At 67.9% G+C, this 18,204-nt stretch carries 13 protein-coding genes; all 13 read right to left on the bottom strand.

Going from position 1 to position 18,204, the window contains the following annotated elements; translation table 11 throughout:
* Positions 1–9 precede the first annotated feature (9 nt).
* The 13 genes from tssH to BMY35_RS30580 all read right to left on the bottom strand — a co-directional run bounded on the left by tssH (position 10) and on the right by BMY35_RS30580 (position 18,189).
* On the bottom strand, positions 10–2,748 hold the full coding sequence (gene tssH / locus BMY35_RS30640; protein ID WP_093206776.1) for a type VI secretion system ATPase TssH: 2,739 nt from the start codon (positions 2,746–2,748) through the stop codon (positions 10–12).
* A 124-nt stretch (positions 2,749–2,872) separates the two neighbouring features.
* Positions 2,873–4,099, bottom strand: a complete 1,227-nt coding sequence (tssG, locus tag BMY35_RS30635) for a type VI secretion system baseplate subunit TssG (protein WP_093206775.1) — start codon at positions 4,097–4,099, stop codon at positions 2,873–2,875.
* Positions 4,096–5,967: a type VI secretion system baseplate subunit TssF gene (gene tssF / locus BMY35_RS30630; RefSeq protein ID WP_093206774.1), complete on the bottom strand. Its 1,872-nt coding sequence runs from the start codon at positions 5,965–5,967 to the stop codon at positions 4,096–4,098. Before tssF ends, tssG begins: the two co-directional genes overlap by 4 nt.
* Entirely contained in the window at positions 5,967–6,494 is a 528-nt protein-coding gene (tssE, locus tag BMY35_RS30625; RefSeq protein ID WP_093206963.1) for a type VI secretion system baseplate subunit TssE, read from the bottom strand. Before tssE ends, tssF begins: the two co-directional genes overlap by 1 nt.
* 73 nt (positions 6,495–6,567) lie before the next feature.
* Complete coding sequence (locus BMY35_RS30620) at positions 6,568–7,431, bottom strand: type VI secretion system accessory protein TagJ (protein WP_093206773.1); 864 nt, start codon at positions 7,429–7,431, stop codon at positions 6,568–6,570.
* A 123-nt stretch (positions 7,432–7,554) separates the two neighbouring features.
* Positions 7,555–8,037: an Hcp family type VI secretion system effector gene (locus BMY35_RS30615; protein ID WP_019658414.1), complete on the bottom strand. Its 483-nt coding sequence runs from the start codon at positions 8,035–8,037 to the stop codon at positions 7,555–7,557.
* Positions 8,038–8,086: 49 nt separating this feature from the next.
* Positions 8,087–9,595 carry a type VI secretion system contractile sheath large subunit gene (tssC, locus tag BMY35_RS30610; RefSeq protein WP_093206772.1) on the bottom strand — a complete coding sequence of 503 codons (1,509 nt, stop codon included), beginning with the start codon at positions 9,593–9,595 and terminating at the stop codon, positions 8,087–8,089.
* A 30-nt stretch (positions 9,596–9,625) separates the two neighbouring features.
* Positions 9,626–10,195, bottom strand: a complete 570-nt coding sequence (gene tssB, locus BMY35_RS30605) for a type VI secretion system contractile sheath small subunit (RefSeq protein WP_093206771.1) — start codon at positions 10,193–10,195, stop codon at positions 9,626–9,628.
* Between the two features lie 70 nt (positions 10,196–10,265).
* A complete protein-coding gene (gene tssA / locus BMY35_RS30600) occupies positions 10,266–11,372 on the bottom strand; it encodes a type VI secretion system protein TssA (protein ID WP_093206770.1) in 1,107 nt (368 codons plus the stop codon).
* A 151-nt stretch (positions 11,373–11,523) separates the two neighbouring features.
* Positions 11,524–12,705, bottom strand: a complete 1,182-nt coding sequence (locus BMY35_RS30595) for a fumarylacetoacetate hydrolase family protein (protein ID WP_093206769.1) — start codon at positions 12,703–12,705, stop codon at positions 11,524–11,526.
* A gap of 90 nt (positions 12,706–12,795) precedes the next feature.
* Positions 12,796–16,545, bottom strand: a complete 3,750-nt coding sequence (locus BMY35_RS30590) for a molybdopterin cofactor-binding domain-containing protein (protein WP_093206768.1) — start codon at positions 16,543–16,545, stop codon at positions 12,796–12,798.
* A complete protein-coding gene (locus BMY35_RS30585; RefSeq protein ID WP_093206767.1) occupies positions 16,542–17,042 on the bottom strand; it encodes a (2Fe-2S)-binding protein in 501 nt (166 codons plus the stop codon). Before BMY35_RS30585 ends, BMY35_RS30590 begins: the two co-directional genes overlap by 4 nt.
* Positions 17,020–18,189, bottom strand: coding sequence for an ABC transporter substrate-binding protein (locus BMY35_RS30580; RefSeq protein WP_256230053.1), 1,170 nt, complete (start codon positions 18,187–18,189; stop codon positions 17,020–17,022). The genes BMY35_RS30585 and BMY35_RS30580 overlap by 23 nt, the downstream gene beginning before the upstream one ends.
* Positions 18,190–18,204: the final 15 nt, after the last annotated feature.

Raw genomic sequence — 18,204 nt, 5'->3', positions numbered from 1 at the left:
TTGTACTTCTTAGGCTTCGGAAAACTCGTAGCGGAAGTCGTCTCCCGCAGCGCTCAGCTGCACGCCGCTCAGCTTGCGCGCACTGACGGTGGCGCCGATGACTTCCTCGCTCAGTCGCGGAAGGATCGTGTGCGTGAGGATCGCGTCGATCATCCGGCCGCCCGATTCGATGGCGGTGCAGCGGCGTGCGACGAGTTCGACGGCGCTGTCGTCGTAGGCCAGTGCGATGCCGTGGTTCGCCTGCAGGCGCGTCGCGATGCGATCGAGCTGGAGGCGGATGATGCGGTGCAATGCCTCGGCGTGCAACGGGTAATAAGGCACTACAACGAGGCGGCCGAGCAGCGCGGGCGCGAACACCTTGAGCAGCGGCTCGCGCAGCGCGGCCGCCAGCGGCTCGGGGTCGGGGCGCAGGGTCGGGTCTTCGCACAGCTGCATGACCAGGTCGGTGCCGACGTTGGAGGTCATGATGATCACTGTGTTGCGGAAGTCGATGTGTCGGCCTTCGCCGTCTTCCATCCAGCCCTTGTCGAAGACCTGGAAGAAGATCTCGTGCACGTCGGTGTGCGCCTTCTCGATCTCGTCGAGCAGCACCACGCTGTACGGCCTGCGGCGCACGGCCTCGGTGAGCACGCCGCCTTCGCCATAGCCCACGTAGCCGGGCGGCGCGCCCTTCAGCGTGGAGACGGTGTGCGACTCCTGGAACTCGCTCATGTTGATGGTGACGAGGTTCTGCTCGCCGCCGTACAACGCCTCGGAAAGCGCCAGCGCCGTCTCGGTCTTGCCCACGCCCGAGGGGCCGCACAGCAGGAACACGCCGACGGGCTTGTTGGGGTTGTCCAGCCGTGCACGCGCGGTGCGGATGCGGCGCGAGATGGTCTCCAGCGCATCGGGCTGCGCGACCACGCGGGCCGAAAGGATCTCGCCGAGCTTGAGTACCGACTGCGCGTCGTCGCGCACCATGCGGCCGATGGGGATGCCGGTCCAGTCGGCCACCACGGTGGCAACGGCCTGCGCGTCGACGGCAGCGAGGATGAGCGGCGATTCGCCTTGCAGCTGCGAGAGCTTGTCCTGCGCCTCGTTGAGCTCGGCTCGGATCTCGTCGGGCGTGCGCTGAGGTTCGGCGGGTGGCGTGTCGGGGTCCACGTCGACGTTCGCTGCTTCGACATCGTCGGTATCCGATGCCTCGGCCTGCGTCTGCGGTACGGCCGCCGGCGAGAGCTGCTTGCGCAGCGCGACGATGCGCTCGACCAGCGTGCTTTCTTCCACGCGCCGCTTCTCCAACACTTCGAGTTCGGCCTTCGCCTGCGCGACCTGGGCCGCGATGTCTTCCACGCGCTGGTGCTCGCCCACGCCGATGGCGGCCTCGCGCCCCGCGATGCCCGACTCGATGCCGAGCACCTCGATGCGGCGCTGCAGGTCCTCGATGGCGGCTGGCAGCGCATGCTGGCTCAGCGCGACGCGCGCGCACGCCGTGTCGAGCAGGCTCACTGCCTTGTCGGGCAACTGGCGCGCGGGAATGTAGCGGTGCGACAGGCTCACGGCCGCTTCGAGCGCGGCGTCGAGGATGAGCACGCCGTGGTGCTTCTCCAGTTCGGCCGAGATGCCGCGCAGCATCAGCACCGCCTTGGGCTCGGTGGGCTCGTGCACCTGGATGGTCTGGAAGCGCCGCGTGAGGGCCGGATCTTTCTCGATGTACTTCTTGTACTCCGACCAGGTGGTCGCGCCGATGGTGCGCAGCCGCCCGCGCGCGAGCGCAGGCTTGAGCAGGTTGGCCGCGTCGCCGGTACCGGCCTGGCCGCCCGCGCCCACCAGCGTATGCACTTCGTCGACGAAAAGCACGATGGGCTTGGGGCTCTTCTCGACTTCGTCGATCACCTGGCGCAGCCGCTGTTCGAACTCGCCCTTCACGCCCGCACCGGCCTGCAGCAGCGTCGGGTCGAGCACCCACAGCGACACGTCCTTCAGCGAAGGCGGCACCTCGCCTGACGCAAGGCGCGACGCCAGGCCTTCGACCACCGCCGTCTTGCCAACGCCGGCCTCGCCGGTCAGCAGCGGATTGTTCTGGCGCCGGCGCATGAGGATGTCGATGATCTGGCGGATCTCGTCGTCGCGGCCGTAGACCGGGTCGAGTTCGCCCGCGCGCGCCTTGGCGGTGAGGTCGCTCGCGTACTTGGCCAGTGCGGAGCCGCCGGCAGCGGGGCCGTCGCCCTGGTGGTGCACCGCGGCGGGCGCGCCGCCGGCCGGGCCGGACGCAGCGGCATCGAAGTCGTCTTCGGGCGAGCCTTCGGTCCACGAGGCCAGCTGCGCCACCAGCACGTCGGGCACGATCTTGTCGAACTCGCGCGAGATGCCCGAGAGCACCTGCCGCAGCCCCGGCGTCTTGATGATGCCCGCGAGCAGGTAGGCGCCGCGGATCGAGGTGGCCTCGAAGCGCAGGCTCGCATAGACCCACGCGCGTTCGACGGCGTTGTCGACGTGCTCGGAGATGTCGCTGATCGAAGTGGCGCCGTGCGGCAGGCGGTCGAGCGCGCGCACCAGGTCCTGCTCGACGGCATCGAGGTTGAGCCCCGCGCGCTTGATGATGCGCAGCATGTCGCTGTCCTGCAGCTGCAGGATCTGGTGCAGCCAGTGCACCAGCTCGACGTAGGCATTGCCGCGCAGCTTGGCGAAGGCGGTGGCGGTCTCCAATGCCTTGTAGAGCATCGGATTGAGCTTGGAGAACAGAGAGACGCGGCGAATGTCGGTCATAAGTTGGAGCTAACCCCCAGTCTTCGCGCACTTCGTGTCGCTACGCCAACCCCCTTGCAGGGGGCAACACCGGTGGCCCGGCAAAGCCGGTTCCACGGTGTCTCCCGAAAAGACCGTGATGCAGTCATATCGTGGGCATCTCGCGCGATTTCGCGGAAGATCGGGTAAGGGATGCATCGGTAGGAGCCGCCGATGCGGAACGGGAAAACAATGCTTCGGGCTGGAACAGCATGTCGCCGGCGTCGGTGTCGGACATGCGCGTGCCCAGCCAACTGCCCCAGCCGAGTCGCTGGTTGCTGTTGAGCCGCATGCCGTGCGCGTCCTCTTTCTTGAGCACGAGCCGCAGCTCCCACGCGAACTCGATGCCGACGTACTGGCGCACCCAGTCGACCACCTGTTGCAGCCGCTTGCTGCCGGGCAGGAACTCGCGGTATTCCTCCTGCGAGAGCGGACCGAGTTCCAGGCGGAACTTGCTCTGCGCGTCGCGCACGGCCAGGCCGATGGTGGCGCCGCCGCCGAGCCGGTGGTTGCGCCCCAGCAGGCCGATGCGACTGACCTGGCGCTCGTCGATCATCACCCAGTCGCTCACGAACTCCTCGACGTGCACCGGCACGTCGAAGTAGAGCCTGAGGATCTGGATCAGGCCCTCGGGGTTGCGCGTCTGGCGCACGAGATGGCCCGCCATGAAGGTGCGCGCATGGTCGGCGATGCGGTCGCGCTCCTTGAGGCCGGGCTGCCCCATGTTCATGAGGCTGGCGACGTAGTCGACGAAGCGGTGGCCGTCGGTGCGGTCCAGGCTGTTGACCGACTGCGCATCGGCCCAGGCCCGGTAGAACAGCAGGATCAGCCGGTGATGGAACAGGTCGGCGAACGCGCTGATGGTGTTGTCGGCGTGATGCCGCTTGCGTTCGCGCGCGTACTCCGTCAGGTGCAGCGGCAGCGGGCCGTTGGGGCCGAACAGGCCGAAGCCGTAGATCGAGATGCGCGGCGGGCCGTCGCTGTCCACATCGACGCCCGACACGTTCGATGGCGCGAAGGCCATCGAGGGCTCCTGCCCCAGCCGCAGCGGCTCGTCGAGCGGGCGCGGCGCGCGACCCAGCAGCGGATGGTTGGCCTGCGCGTCGAGCCGGCGCAGCAGCATGAACAGGTCGTGCTCGAAGGGCTGCTCGACGAGTTTGGCCCAGAGCACGGGGTCGGCCTGCGGGATGCCGCGCGCGGGCGCCTGCGCGACTGGTTCCGCCGGCAGCGCGGTTTCGTGAACGAGCGCCTCGGCCGCGTCCAGCACTGCGCCTTCAGCGGCATCGGCCTGCTGCTGGCGCTGCACTGCGTCGGTGAAGCCGGTTTCGCTCATACGGCGGGGCGGCGTCCCACGCGCGGCGTCCACCGCGCGATCTCGCCGCGCTGAAGGCTGGACAGCGCGAACTCGGTGAAGGCATTGAGCGACACGTGCCGGCTGAAGAACTGCTCCAGCACCGCGCCGAAGAGATACGGGCTCGCGCCCGAGAACGCGACCTCGTCGATCTTCAGCGCGATCTCCACGCCGCGGCCGAACACGATCGGGCCGGGCTCTGGCAGGCGGCGGAACACCGGCGCCAGCGCCATCGAGCGCACGCCCTGAATCTGGCGGCGCACCGACGGATCGGCGAGATTGCCGTAAAGGTCAAGCATTTCGCGCAAAGCGGCGGCGCCCTGCGTCGGGTCGACGTCGGTGAGGCTCAGGTAGTTGAGTCCGAGATGGCTGATGAGGCGCCACGTGAGCGCGCCTTCGGCCAGAGCCGGATAAGGCCGCGAGGGTCCGCGCAGGATGCGGATGGAGCGAACGGGCGCGGACACCCGCAGCGTGAAGTCCGATTCGAGCCCGGTCGGCAGCAGCAGCGGCAGGTCGCGGTTGGTGCACAGCGCATCGAGCGTGATGTGCCGCAGGGTGTGCGGGAACGGCGCGTCGTGCTGGTCGACCAGCGACACGTAGACCTCGCTGCCGGTGTAGCTGGTGCGCGTGCCCTGGGCGCGCGCGCGGTCCGACACCAGGCGCGGCTCGCGACGCAGCGAGAAATACGCGCCGAAGTCGCCGTCGTCGGCCGCGAAGGAGCCGAGGAAGGGTCGGAACTCGCGCTCCTCCGAGCCGTTGGCCATATGGCCCGTGACGCGCTCGACGGTGAAGATCTCGAAGTCGCGCGGCCGCGTGCGGTCGATCACCGCGTGGTGCTCGTGCTGGCCCGGTCCGACCGGAATGCGGTCGCTGCGGCGCGGCACGAGGTTGATGATTGGCGTGCAGAACAGCGAGAAATGCTTGGCGTCGACCAGCCGCTCGAGGTCGGCGTCGGCACGGTCGAGCAGGATCACGATCTCCATCGTGGTGCCGCCCATGGCCGCAGCCGCCGCACGCAGCTTGTTCACGCTGAAGAACAGGTAGCGGTCGGGGAACGCGAAGTACTCGTGCAGCAGGCGGTAGCCCTGGAACGAGCGTGCGTCGTAGGGCAGCAGCGCCTGGTCGGGCTCGAAGCCTTCGTGCCTGATGGCCTCGTCGCCCAGCGGCACGATGCGCGCCGTGGTTCCCGGCCCGCTGCGGCACACGACGCCGATGCTGTGGTGCGTGGCGAGCTCGAGCACGCGCAGCGCGTGCAGCTCGGCTCCCGAGAGGAAGAATTCGAGCCGGTCGAGCGGCATGTCGGCAAAGCGCGCACCGCCAACCGCCTCCAGCTTGATGGTGATGGCGCTTTTTGCCTGCCGCGCGACCATGGGCATCGCATGCGCGATCTCGGCCGGCACCGGGCCGATGCCGGCCTCGGCGATGCGGATGGGCCACAGCGTGACGGCATGGCCCGTGCGGAACTCGCAGGCCGTCTGCTCGCCCTTGATCATGCGGCCGCGCAGGATGGTGTGGCGCGGCAGTTCGTAGCCGGCCTTCAGCGAGCCTTCGTTGAGGTTGCCGTCGATCTGCACCACGGCCATGGCGGGCAGCGGAGCGAGGAAGTTGGGGTACACCACCTCGAGCAGCCGCTGCGAGAAGCGCGGGAACTCGGCATCCATCTTGAGCTGGATGCGCGCGGTGAGGAAGCTGAAGCCTTCGAGCAGGCGCTCCACGTACGGATCGCTGACCTCGATGCCGCGCATGCCGAGGCGGCCCGCGATCTTCGGGTAGCGCTGCGCGAACTCGGCCCCGAGCTCGTGCATGTACGTGAGCTCGCGGTTGTAATAGTCAAGCAGCCGTGCGTCCATCAGAGGCCTCCGGTGGGCCGAAGGACCATGTGGCCGCTCTCGAGGTCGAGCTCGGAGCGCAGGATGAACTCGATGGGGTACGGCACCGACCACAGCGTGCCGCGGATCTCCAGCGCGAGCAGGTTGTGGTGTTCGAGGTCGGTGGCGTCGGTCACGCAGCGCACGTCGATGCTGTCCTTCATGATGCGCGGCTCGAAGTCGATGATGGCCGCGCGGATGGCCGCCTCGACGTCAGCGAAGTCGACCTCCGACATGCGCCCGCCGGCCCAGCCGCGCACGCCGAAGTTCAGCACCGAGCGGCGCGCGCGCGGCATGGTGTTGATGTCGTGCTCGGTACCGAAGTTGGTGGTGTTGAGCAGCCATTGCAGGTCACGCAGCACCGAGTCGCGCAGCAGCCTGCCGCTCATGAGGAAGGCGCCCGCGCGCTCCTGCCGGGTCTGCGGCGCCTTGTCGGTGAGGCGGTCGAGCAGCACCGGCTGCAGGCGGTCGCGCGCGACGCTTTCCTGCTGGTCGCCGTCGGTGTCCATCATGCTGCTCATTCGGAAATCTCCGCGCTTCGCGCTGCGGTACGAGCTTGTCTGGAAAGGGCCTGCACGGCGCTCATCCAGCTGCGCCCTCGCGCGAGAACTCGATGAGCCGCAGGTCGAGCAGCGAATGGTCGCCGGCCTCGCTGATCAGCGTGCGCTGGCCCAGGCCCGCGTACTGGTCTTCGCCGGACAGCGGCAGCCAGTCGGTGCGGCGGCCCAGCGTGGTTTCGTCGTCGAGACCTTCGAGCTGGCCGGGGTAGCGCACGGGCACCAGGCCGTTGAGTGCGCGGCCGTCGTGCAGCTCGAACTCGGTGGGCGCCCACAGCAGGTCGACCAGGTGCTGCGGACGCGAGAACTTGATGCGGCGCACCTCGGGCAGGGGCAGCCATGCATAGCCCGAGGGCGTGAGCAGCTCGAAGACCGCGCCGATGCGCACGTCGCCGTCGCACAGCCATTCGAAGCTGCTGCGCTCCACCGGCTCGCCGTCGAGCGCCTGCGCAGCGCGCGAGTCGGAGCGGTCGACGCTGGTGATGGCGCCGTGCAATGCGGGTGCGGTCTGCCGCGCGGTCTCGCGCAGGGCGGCGGCTTCATCGGCACGGTCGGCCGGCAGGGCCGCCGCGGCGATCAGCTGTTCGACCCATTCAGCGTTGCCGCCGACGATGGCCGGTGCGCGCCCGCCCGACCAGAAGTCGCTGCGATGACGCTCGCCCGCGAGCGCCATCGAACAGGTGACGCTGGCAGGCGTGAAAGTGGGATCGAGCTTGGTGGCCAGCTTGAGCTGGTCCTCGGCCCGCTGCCAATCGCCGCGCAGTGCAAAGAAATGGCACAGCGCAAGACGCAGGCTGGCATTCTGGGGATTGGCGCGAATCTGCCGCTGTACCCATTCGGTGTGCTCCGCCACCGAGCGCTCGCCCAGTACTGCAAACCCATCGCCCATGAAGCTTCCTCGCTGACTGGCTGGCACACGGCGCGAAGGCCTGTGTGCGAAGGACGGCCGTGGAGGCCGTCGGGAAAAAAATCACGGCCGGCCCGTGGGCCGGCCGCGCATCGGGAAAAAGGATCAGGCTTCCTTGTTTTCCTTGATGTTCCAGGCCAGAACCGTCTCGGCGCCCTTGCCGCCCTTGTCGGTCTGCTCCCAGTACTGCTGCTTCACCTTCGCGGCCTGGAATGCGTACTGAACGAACACCGCATCCGAGCCCTGCTCGGCCGTGTACTGCACCGAGGTCACCAGCACTTCTTCGAGCGTGACGCGGGTGTATTCGATCTGCGAGCCACCGGCCTTGCACACCGACACTTCCACCTTGCTCAGGTGCTTGCCGCTTGCGCAGTTCTTCAGCACCGACGGTGCCGCCTTGTCGATGCGCGCGAGCACCTGCAGGTCGTTGAAGCTGGCCTTGCCAACGCCACCGCCACCGCCGCTGACCATGTTTCCAGGCTGCGTTGCTCCCCACGCAAACGACTTGATGTCCGTCCACTCCTTGTGGTTCGAGTCCTTCGATTCGCCGTTCGCGCCTTCAACGCGCATGAACATGTCTACTGCCATGATTGAAACCCCCAGAGTTATTTGCGCCCGATTCCGGGACGCCGTTGGATTAGCTGCTGTCCTTCTTGTTGGATGGCAGCTTCGAAACCAGCCGCAACGACACCGTCAGCCCTTCGAGCTGATAGTGCGGCCGGAGAAAAAACTTGGCGGCGTAGTAGCCGGGGTTGTCCTCGATGGCTTCCACCTGGACTTCCGCCGCCGCCAGCGGCTTCATTGCCTTCGTGTCCTGCGACGAGGTGCCGGGGCTGCCGTCGACGTAGTTCATGATCCAGTCGTTGAGCCAGCGCTCCATGTCCTCGCGCTCGCGGAACGAACCGATCTTGTCCCGCACGATGCACTTCAGGTAGTGCGCGAAGCGGCAGCAGGCGAAGAGATACGGCAGGCGCGCCGCGAGGTTCGCGTTGGCCGTGGCGTCGGCATCGTAGTACTCGGCCGGCAGCTGCAGCGACTGCGCACCGATGAAGGCCGCGAAGTCGGAGTTCTTGCGGTGCACCAGCGGCATGAAGCCGTTCTTGGCGAGCTCGGCCTCGCGACGGTCGCTGATGGCGATCTCGGTCGGGCACTTCATGTCGACGCCGCCGTCGTCGGTCGGGAAGGTGTGCGTGGGCAGGTTCTCGACCGCGCCACCCGATTCGACGCCGCGGATGGAGGTGCACCAGCCGTACTGCTTGAACGAGCGGTTGATGTTCACGCCCATCGCATAGGCCGAGTTGGCCCAGGTGTAGCGGTTGTGCGCCGCCGAGTCGGTTTCTTCCTCGAACTCGAATTCGTCGACCGGGTTGGTGCGGGCGCCGTAGGGCAGGCGCGCCAGGAAGCGCGGCATGGCCAGGCCGATGTAGCGCGCGTCTTCCGAGTCGCGCAGCGAGCGCCATGCGGTGTGCTCGGTGTTCTGGAAGATCTTGGTCAGGTCGCGCGGGTTGGAGAGCTCCTGCCACGAGTCCATCTGCATCACCGTGGGCGACGCGCCCGCAATGAAGGGACAGTGCGCGGCCGCGGCGATCTTGGCCATCTCGCCGAGCATCTCGACGTCGGGCGGGCTGTGGTCGAAGTGGAAGTCGCCGATCAGCGCGCCGAAGGGCTCGCCGCCGAACTGGCCGTACTCGGCTTCGTAGATCTTCTTGAACAGCGGGCTCTGGTCCCAGCCGATGCCCTTGTGGCGCTTGAGCGAGCGCGCGATCTCGCGCTTCGATGCGCACATCACGCGGATCTTGAGCTGCTCGTCGGTCTCGGTGTTGTTCACGAGATAGTGCAGGCCGCGCCATGCGCCTTCGAGCTGCTGGAAGTCCTCGTGGTGCAGGATCTGGTTGATCTGCTCGGAGAGCTTGCGGTCGATCTCGGTGATGATGGCCTGCACCGTGCGGTAGGCGTCGTTGGAGACTGTGACGGTGCTTTCAAGCGCCTGCACGGCCAGCGTCTTGACGGCGTTCTCCACCGCCTCGCGGGCCTGGTCGGTCTTGGGCTTGAACTCGCGCTGCAGCAGGTTCGAGAACTCGTTCGGCTCCAGCGTCTCGACGGAAGCCGGCGCGCGCGCGGTGGTCTGTTTGGGGGCGGTGCTCATGATGGTGGCGGTCCTTGCTGCTGCTCGCGCTTACTCGGAAGAGGTGCCGGGATTGCCGGCCTTTTCGTTCGCGGCTTCCACCGCCTTGGCAACGGCCGGGTTGGGCGCCGATGCCAGCGACTTCAGGAGCCCGGGGTTCTGCAGGGCCTGGGCGATCAGCTGTTCCGCGCCGTTCTTGCCGTCCATGTACGAAAGCAGGTTCGCCAGCTCGGTGCGCGCCTCGAGCAGCTGCTGCAGCGCGCCGACCTGGCGGGCGATGCGTGCGGGCGAGAAGTCGTCCATGCTGTCGAAGGTGATGTCGACGTTCATCTGGCCTTCGCCGGTGAGCGTGTTGGGCACCTGGAAGGCGACGCGCGGCTTGATGGACTTCATGCGGTCGTCGAAGTTGTCGATGTCCACCGCCATGAACTCGCGCTCGGCGATGTCGGGCATCGGATCAACCTGCTTGCCCGCGAGATCGGCGATGACGCCCATCACGAAGGGCAGCTGGATCTTGCGCTCGCTGCCGTAGATCTCCACGTCGTACTCGATCTGCACGCGCGGCGCGCGGTTGCGCGCAATGAACTTCTGACCACTGTTTCTGACACGGTTGTCTGCCATAAGCTTCCTCTTGAATCTGTAATGCGTGCGGGTGCGAACCCGTCAGCCTGCGTGCGCGTTGTCGTTCGTGTTATTCGGCCTGGCTTCCGCCGTTCAACGGCCGTCCTGCAAGACTTTCTATCTTCTGCAAACCCTCGGGCACGAGTTCTTCGATGATCTGGAAGAAGTTCAGGTCCAGCAGCCGCTGCGCCCTGCGGATGAGCATGGGTGCCGGATGGCTGGGCTCCGTTCGTTCCATGAACTGGCAAGCCTTTTCGAGCAACACCTGCACATCTTCACGGCTCGATATTTCAATATCCTTAATGAGCACCGGACGTAGGCCCGCACCGCCATTTGCGGCCCTTGCTGCCCCCGAAGCCGCACCGTTCGCAACCGCTGCGGCGACGTCGATCCCTTGCGCGCCGTCTCCCGGGTGGGCCTCACCGGGTACTGCCTCTTCCGCCTGTACCTGCTCCGGCAGCAGCTGGGCCACGGTTCGCAGCGAGCGCTCGAGCCGCGAGAAGTCGGGCGCCCAGCTCTGGCCGAGCGCGCGTTCGCAGGTCTCGCGGATGCGCTGCAGCAAGTCGAGTGCCGCGCGCAACGCCACTACTGGAGGCGCCGCCTTTTCCTGTGCGCGCCGCACCGTGTCCTTCAGCCGGCCGATGCCGCCCGGGTAATCGATCTGATGGTCGGTCTTGCTCGAATCGAGCAAGGCCTCGACCTGTCGCAGGCTCATCGATGCGCCGCCGTCGTCGACCAGCCGTGCATCGCGCACGCTGCGTCCGAGTCCCTCGGCTTCGGCCAGCGCTGCGAGCGCATTCATGCGCGGCAGCGGGTCTTCGAAGTCGCCATCGACGACGCGCGGATGCACGTCGTTCCAGAATTTCTGCAGCACCACGTCGACGAGTTGCAGTCCTTCGACATAGCCTGGCAAGCCACGGTTCTCGGTCCATGCCAGCGTGAGCGGCACCAGCACTCGCAGGTCGCGCGTGCGCATGCACAACTGCTTCGCGATGCGCTCGACGCGAGCCCAATCGGGCGGCTCGGCGGGAATGATCGTCGAGCCGAATTGCTGCTCGCGCTTGCCCGCCGTAGCCTGATGCAACGCCATGAAATCGGGGTCGTATTCCAGGTCTTCACCGCAAGGCAGCGGGCCCTCTACAGGCACCTGCAATAGATCGATCTCGCTTTGCGCCAACCTCTGCTCCCTCGTTCAACCGTTACTTGATAGCACTAATCTTGAGGGGAACAAGTGGCGCGGTCAACAGCAACAAATTGCTACGGAACGCGAATGAATCACTAAGGAGTACAGCTCCTTTTGAAACTCAAACGGAACGACTACATGCTGATCACAGCAATCCGCGCGCAGCCAAATTGCGCATCAACGCACTGATACCAAAAGTCCACATCGGCGCCTTGTCCGCGTACACCACGCGATTGACCAGTGCGCCGAGTTCCGGTGCGGCAATGCGCACTCGGTCACCCACGACGTGGGTGAATCCTTGCCCAGGCCCGTGACGGTCTTGTGTCGGAGCGAACATCGTTCCCAGAAACAACATGAAGCCATCGGGATAAGCGTGATTTATTCCTATGGTTTGCGAAACCAGATCGAGCGGATCGCGGCTGATCTTCGATAGCGAGCTCGATCCCTCAAGCACGAAGCCTTCCGGCCCCGTCACTTCCAGCGCAACGGTGATGCGGCGCACGTCCGCGATGCCGAAGTGCTCATCGAACAAGCGTATGAAAGGGCCGATCGCGCAGGAGGCGTTGTTGTCCTTCGCCTTGCCCAGCAGCAGCGCGCTGCGGCCTTCGAAGTCGCGCAGGTTGACGTCGTTGCCCAGCGCGGCGCCGAGGGTTTCGCCGCGGCTGTTCACGGCGAGCACGACCTCGGGTTCGGGGTTGTTCCACACGGAGCCCGAATGGATGCCCACGTCCGCGCCCGTGCCCACGGCGGAGAGCACCGGTGCCTTGGTGAAGATCTCGGCATCGGGGCCGATGCCGACTTCGAGGTATTGCGACCAGGCGCCCTGCGCAATCAACACTTCCTTGACCTTCATTGCCTCGGGCGATCCAGGCACGATGTCCGCGAGGTTGTCGCCGAGCACGCTGCCGATGGCCGCGCGCGTGGCTTCCGCCTTCGACGCATCGCCGCGCGCCTGTTCCTCGATCACGCGTTCGAGCAGGCTCGCAACAAATGTGACCCCGCTGGCCTTGACGGCCTGCAGGTCGCATGGAGCGAGCAGCCAGGGCTTGCCGGTGTCGCGCGCGGTCTCGTCGCTGTTGGCAAGGACTTCATCGAGCGCCGCGATGCGCGGTGCACCCTGCAACGCGCGGCGAACGGCCTGTGCAGGCGCTTCCTTGCCTTCGAGCAGATCGCTCATGGTCGGTGCGAGCCTCGACAGATCGTGCAGGCCACCTTCGTGAACGGCCACCAGCACGGGGCCGACACCGGGCTGCCAGAGGCGTCCGACAAGGGTGGCGCGTTCTGCGTCGCGGGGCAGGCTGGAAGAGATGGAAAGATCGAGCGGCATGGCGTGGTGTCTCCGTGGATGGGTGTGCGCTACGTCGCATCGTAGCGGCGCACACGGGAGACGGCGCGGCCTGCTCTTTTCCTTCCGGGTTCAGTGCCCCGGCGTTGCGCGCACGCGCGCCACCTCGGCGGGCAGGTTGGTCCACGCCGGCTCCTGCGGCGCGAAGCGCGCGCGCATGTAGCCGGCGAGTTCGGCGATCTGCCTGTCGTCGAGCACCTCGCGGAAGCCGGGCATGAAGCCGATGTCGCGGCTCGCGGGTTCGCGCACGCCGTCGAGGATGGTGCGCAGCAGGTTGTCGGGCCGCGCGCTGGTGAGATTGCTGTTGAGCGCGAGCGGCGTGTTCACGCCGAGCAGCGTGGGGCCGTTGCCGTCGTGATGGCACGAAGCGCATGCGCTGTCGAACATGCGCTGTGCGGGGCCGAGCAACTGCCCCTGCGTGCGCGCGGCGTTGTCGACCACCTGCTGCGCAACGACTGCTGGCTGCGCGGCAGGTGCGGGATTGAACGAGCCGAGATAAGTGGCCATCGCGCGGATGTCTTCATCGGGCACCTGCGCGAGTTCGCGCACCACCTCGGCCATCGGCCCTCCGGCGATGCCGTGGCGTTGCGTGTGGCCGTTGCGCAGATAGCGGTAGAGCTCGTCGGCGTCCCATGGCACCGCCGACTTCGACGACAGCTGCGTGAGCGCCGGAGCTTCCCAGCCGTCGACCATCGCGCCCGAGAGGAAGGCACTGCCGCCCTGCTCCGCACCCAGCGCGTTGCGCGGCGTGTGGCAGGCACCGCAGTGGCCCAGTCCGTTGACGAGGTACGCGCCGCGATTCCACTCCGCGCTCTGCGTGGCCACGGGCTGCATCGGCGCCGGATCATGGAAGAGCGCATTCCATCCGGCCATCAGCGGCCGGATGCTGAACGGGAACTTGAGTTCGGACTTCGGCGTCTCCGCGCGCACGGCAGGCAGCGACATGAAGTACGCGTACAGCGCCTGCAGGTCGTCGTCGCTGGTCTTCGCGAAGGCGGTGTAGGGGAATGCGGGATACAGGTAGTGGCCATCGCGCGAGATGCCCTCGCGCATCGCGCGCTGGAAGGCGCTGAAGGACCAGCGGCCGAGGCCCGTCTCCGGGTCGGGCGTGAGATTGGTGGTGTAGAGCGTGCCGAAGGGCGTGTCCATCGCACGGCCTCCCGCATTGGCCGTACCGCCGGCGGCCGTATGGCACACGGCGCAGTCGCCGACCGCGGCGAGCACCCGGCCGCGCTCGATGGTGGCCTGGCTGTAGACCGGCGCGGTGAGCGACACGGGCGCGATGGCGGAACGCCAGCCGAGCAGGCCTGCGATGACGCCGATGCCTCCGACGACCAGCGCTGCGCCGGTAGCCCAGAGGCCCTTTCGGCGCGGCCACACGGCATCGACGCCTTCAGCCGCACGAGGAGCCTGAGGCTGGGGCGCTGCTGCATCACCGTTCGCGTGCCTCGCGCCCTCGCCCGGGGGCGGAGGAAGCGATCCGCGGTTCAGCTCCGCCAGCACCGTTTCCGGCGTGAAAGGCGGCGAGCGGAACCGCACGCCGGTCGCATCGAAGATCGCATTCGCGATCGCCGCCGTGCCCGGCACCGACGACGACTCGCCCGCGCCCAGCGAAGGCTCGCCGGGGCGCGGCATGTGCATCACCTCGATCACCGGCACTTCGCGGAAGTTGATGATCGGGTAGCTGCCCCACTCGCGGCTCGCGACCACGCCGGAAGGCAGCACGCCCGGGAGCCGAGCGCCGGTCGCCGTGCCTTCCTGTTGCTGCTGCTGTTGTCGAGGCGCGAACTGCACCCGCTCCTTCAGCGCCCGGCTCGTGGTCTGGATCACATTGCCGTGCACCTGATGCTCGACGCCCGCCGGGTTGATCATCAGGCCCGCGTCATGCCCCACCACCACGCGGCGCACGTGCACCTCGCCGGTCTTGCGATTGACCTCCACGTCGGCCACCCACGCGGCCCATGCCGCGCCGAAGCCCGGCCACTTGCTGTGGATGTAGCGCGCGTAGGCGAAGCCCTGGCCGAAGAGGATGTCGCCGCCTTCGCCGAGCCCGCCGTCGGCGTTCTCCTGCGGCCCCGTGCGCATGCGCCAGCCGGCCTTCTGCGCGGTGGCCTGCACGAGTTCGACGGCACGCGGGTCCTGCAGGTGCCGCAGCCTGAACTGCACCGGATCGACGCCCGCGGCCGTGGCCAGCTCGTCGATGTACGACTCGTGCGCGAACGAGCTCGGCAGCGCCGACACGCCGCGCAGCCACGAGGCGCGCACGATCGGCGCCATGTCGTTGACCTTCACGCGCAGGTTGTCGTAGCTGTAGGGCGGACGCGCGGTGCGGTCGCCCATCTCGAAGGCCTGCGCCACCGGCTCGATGGTGCGCGTGAGCAGCAGCGCGAGCGTGGGCGCGCCATTCGACGGGTACGAGGTCTCGAAGTCGTAAGCGGCGACGCTGCCGTCGGCCATGAGGCCGCCGTCGATCTCCATGAGCTGCGCGGCGCCCTTGGGCTCCCACGCGTGTTCCTGCTCACGCGTGAGCTGCACGCGCACCGGCGCACCCACCGCGCGCGCAAGCAGCGCCGCATCGGCGGCCACGTCGTCGGCCCCGTTGCGGCCGTAACAGCCCGCGGCCTCCATGCGGACCACATCGACCTGCACGTCCTCCACGCCCATGAGCTTCGCGAGGTCGGCGCGCAGCACGTGCGGGTTCTGCGAGCCGGCCCAGCAGCGCAGCTGCATGCCGCTGCCGTCCACCGGCTGCCATTCGGCCAGCGCGCACGAGGGCCCGATGGACGCATGCATCTGGTACGGCCACACGTAGGTGCGGTGCATGGGCTGCGCAGCCGATGCGATGGCTCCGTCGACATCGCCTTCGTCGACCAGCAGTCGCTGCGTCGAGGGGTTGTCGCGCAGGGCCTGGGCGAGGTCGCCCAGGTCGGGCATGCCGGGCCACGGCTTCCACTTCACGCGCAGCTCGCGCAGGGCCTGCTCGGCGTGCTCCTCGCGCTCGGCCACGATGCCGACGAAGTCGCGGATGACCACCACGGCGCGAATGCCGGGGATGTGCGAGATCGACGACTCGTCGACCGACTCCAGCGTGTTGCCGATGAAATCGCCATGGTCCGCGCCCGCATACGGCGGACGCACCACGCGGCCGTGCAGCATGCCGGGCACGCGCATGTCGTGCACGAACACGAGTTCGCCCGCCAGCTTGGCCGGGATGTCGACGCGCGCCTGCCGCGTGCCGACCACGCGATAGTCGGCCGGGTCCTTGGGCTTGGCCTGCGGGTCGAGGCGCAGCACGGTGCGCTGCCCGGCGACCAGCTCGGCATATGCGATGTGGCGGTCCGGCGCCTCGGCGACGCGCACCACGCCGTTGCGCATCTGCAGCGCATCCGCGGCCACGCCGAGCCGTTCGGCCGCGCGCGCCAACAGCCAGGCACGCGCTTGCGCCGCCGCAAGCCGCAACGGCTGCGAATGGATCTGGATCGACGCGCTGGCGATGGTCGCGCCCTGGTTGGGCGCGCGCGCCGTGTCGCCGAGCATCACGCGCACGCAGGGCATGCCGAGGTCGAGCTCCTCGGCCACGATCTGCCCCAGCGCGGTCTGTATGCCGGTGCCGAGGTCGACGTGGCCGTTGAGCGCCGAGGCGCTGCCGTCGTCCCAAACGGCGAGCAGGACTTCGTCGCCCTCGACCGGGTTGCCGGCCACGAACGCGGGCTGGCCCTTGGCGGGCGCCGGGGCCGGCGGCGTCTCGCGCACCACCAGCAGCACGCCCTCGGCCGACAGGAACTCGGCGCGCGTGCGGGGAAGATCGGCGCGGCGCGTCATGCGGCCTGATGCGCGCGCATGCGCACCGCCGCGCGCTGCACCGCGTCCAGGATCTCGATGTGCGTGCCGCAGCGGCACAGGTTGCCCGAGAGCTCGCTACGGATGCGCGCCTCGCTCGCCAGCGGGTCGCGCGCGAGCAGGGCCGCCGCCTGCATCACCATGCCGTTGAGGCAATAGCCGCACTGCGCGGCCTGTGCTTCCTCGAAGGCGGCCTGCACCGGGTGCCACTCCCCGCGCGAGCCCAGCCCTTCGAGCGTGGTGATGGCCCGCCCCGCCACGCCGCGCGCGGGAATCACGCACGAACGCGCGGCCACGCCGTCGACATGCACGGTGCAGGCGCCGCACTGGCCCAGCCCGCAGCCGTACTTGGGGCCATTCAGCCCGAGGTCGTTGCGCAGCAGGTGCAGCAGCGTCGCCTCGCGCGGCACGCCCTCGATCGACTTCGCCTGGCCGTTGACCAGCAGGTGCAGCGGCTCAGCGCCGCAACTGGCCGTCACGGGTGTACATCTCCAGGTCGACGAAGTTCGAGCCGTTGTGGTTCTTCGCGCTGTACTCGATGGGGAAGTCGCCGAAGCGCGTGCTGCCGATGCTCTCGAGCCCCGCGATGAAGCTGTCGCGCGTGAGTGTCTTGCCCGCCCGGCGCAGGCCTTCCACCATCACGCGCGCGACGATGTAGCCTTCGAGCGCGGTGTAGCTGTCGATCTTCTCGCCGAACTCGGCGCGGTCGCGCTGGTAGTCGGCCACGATGGGCACGCGCTGCGCCTGCGGCGGCGGCACGATGCTGGCCGTGACCAGCCCCGCGAGCTTGCCGTCGAGCCGCTTGGCCGAGCCCGCGGCATCGGTGATGCCGACCGACAGCGTGTACAGCGGCGAGCCCACGGCGCTGGCGCGGTAGTCGCGCATGAACACTTCCACCATGCGCCCGGCCATGATCATCACGACCGCGCCCGGCTTGGCCTCCGCGAGGCCGGAGACGACCTGCTTGGCGTCCTCGGCCGCGATGGCCAGCGGGAAGGTCTTGAGCACCTTCACCTTGTAGTCAGCCGCGAGCTCCTCGCAGGTGGCGAGGTTCGACTTGCCGAAGGCGCTGTCCTGGTAGACCACCGCGATCGACTGGATGCCGATGGTCGAGAGGTGGCTGATGATCTTGCGTAGTTCCAGGTCGTAGCCCGCGCGCACGTGGAACAGGTAGCGGTTGACCTTTGTGCGGAACGAGGTGGTGCCCACCAGCGGCGCGAACATCGGCACGCCGGCCTTCTCGGCGAGCGGCATCGCGGCCGCGAGATTGCCGGTGGCCACGTAGCCGGTGAGCGCGAAGACCTTGTCCTCGTCGATCAGCTTCGCGGTGTTGACGGCCGTCTTCGCGGGGTCGTAGGCGTCGTCGTAAGTGACCAGCTCGATCTTGCGGCCGTTCACGCCGCCCGACTTGTTGACGCGGTCGAAGTAGAGCTTGATGCCAGCGCGGTAGTCGATGCCGAAGTCTTTCGCCGGCCCGCTGAACACGGCCGACTGACCGATGCGGATGGTGGTGTCGCTCACACCGTTCGTGCCGTTGTCCGCGCGTGCCGACCGCAGCAGGCCGGGGCCGAGGGCCAGGGCGGCACCGCCCGCCACCATGGCACGCCTAGAGATCGAGGGCTTCATGCGTCGTGGGTCTCG

The sequence above is a fragment of the Variovorax sp. YR750 genome, from assembly GCF_900109805.1.
Taxonomy (GTDB): Bacteria; Pseudomonadota; Gammaproteobacteria; order Burkholderiales; family Burkholderiaceae_C; genus Variovorax; species Variovorax gossypii.
Note: the sequence above shows the minus strand (reverse complement) of the source record. Positions and strands in the feature narration are given on the sequence as shown.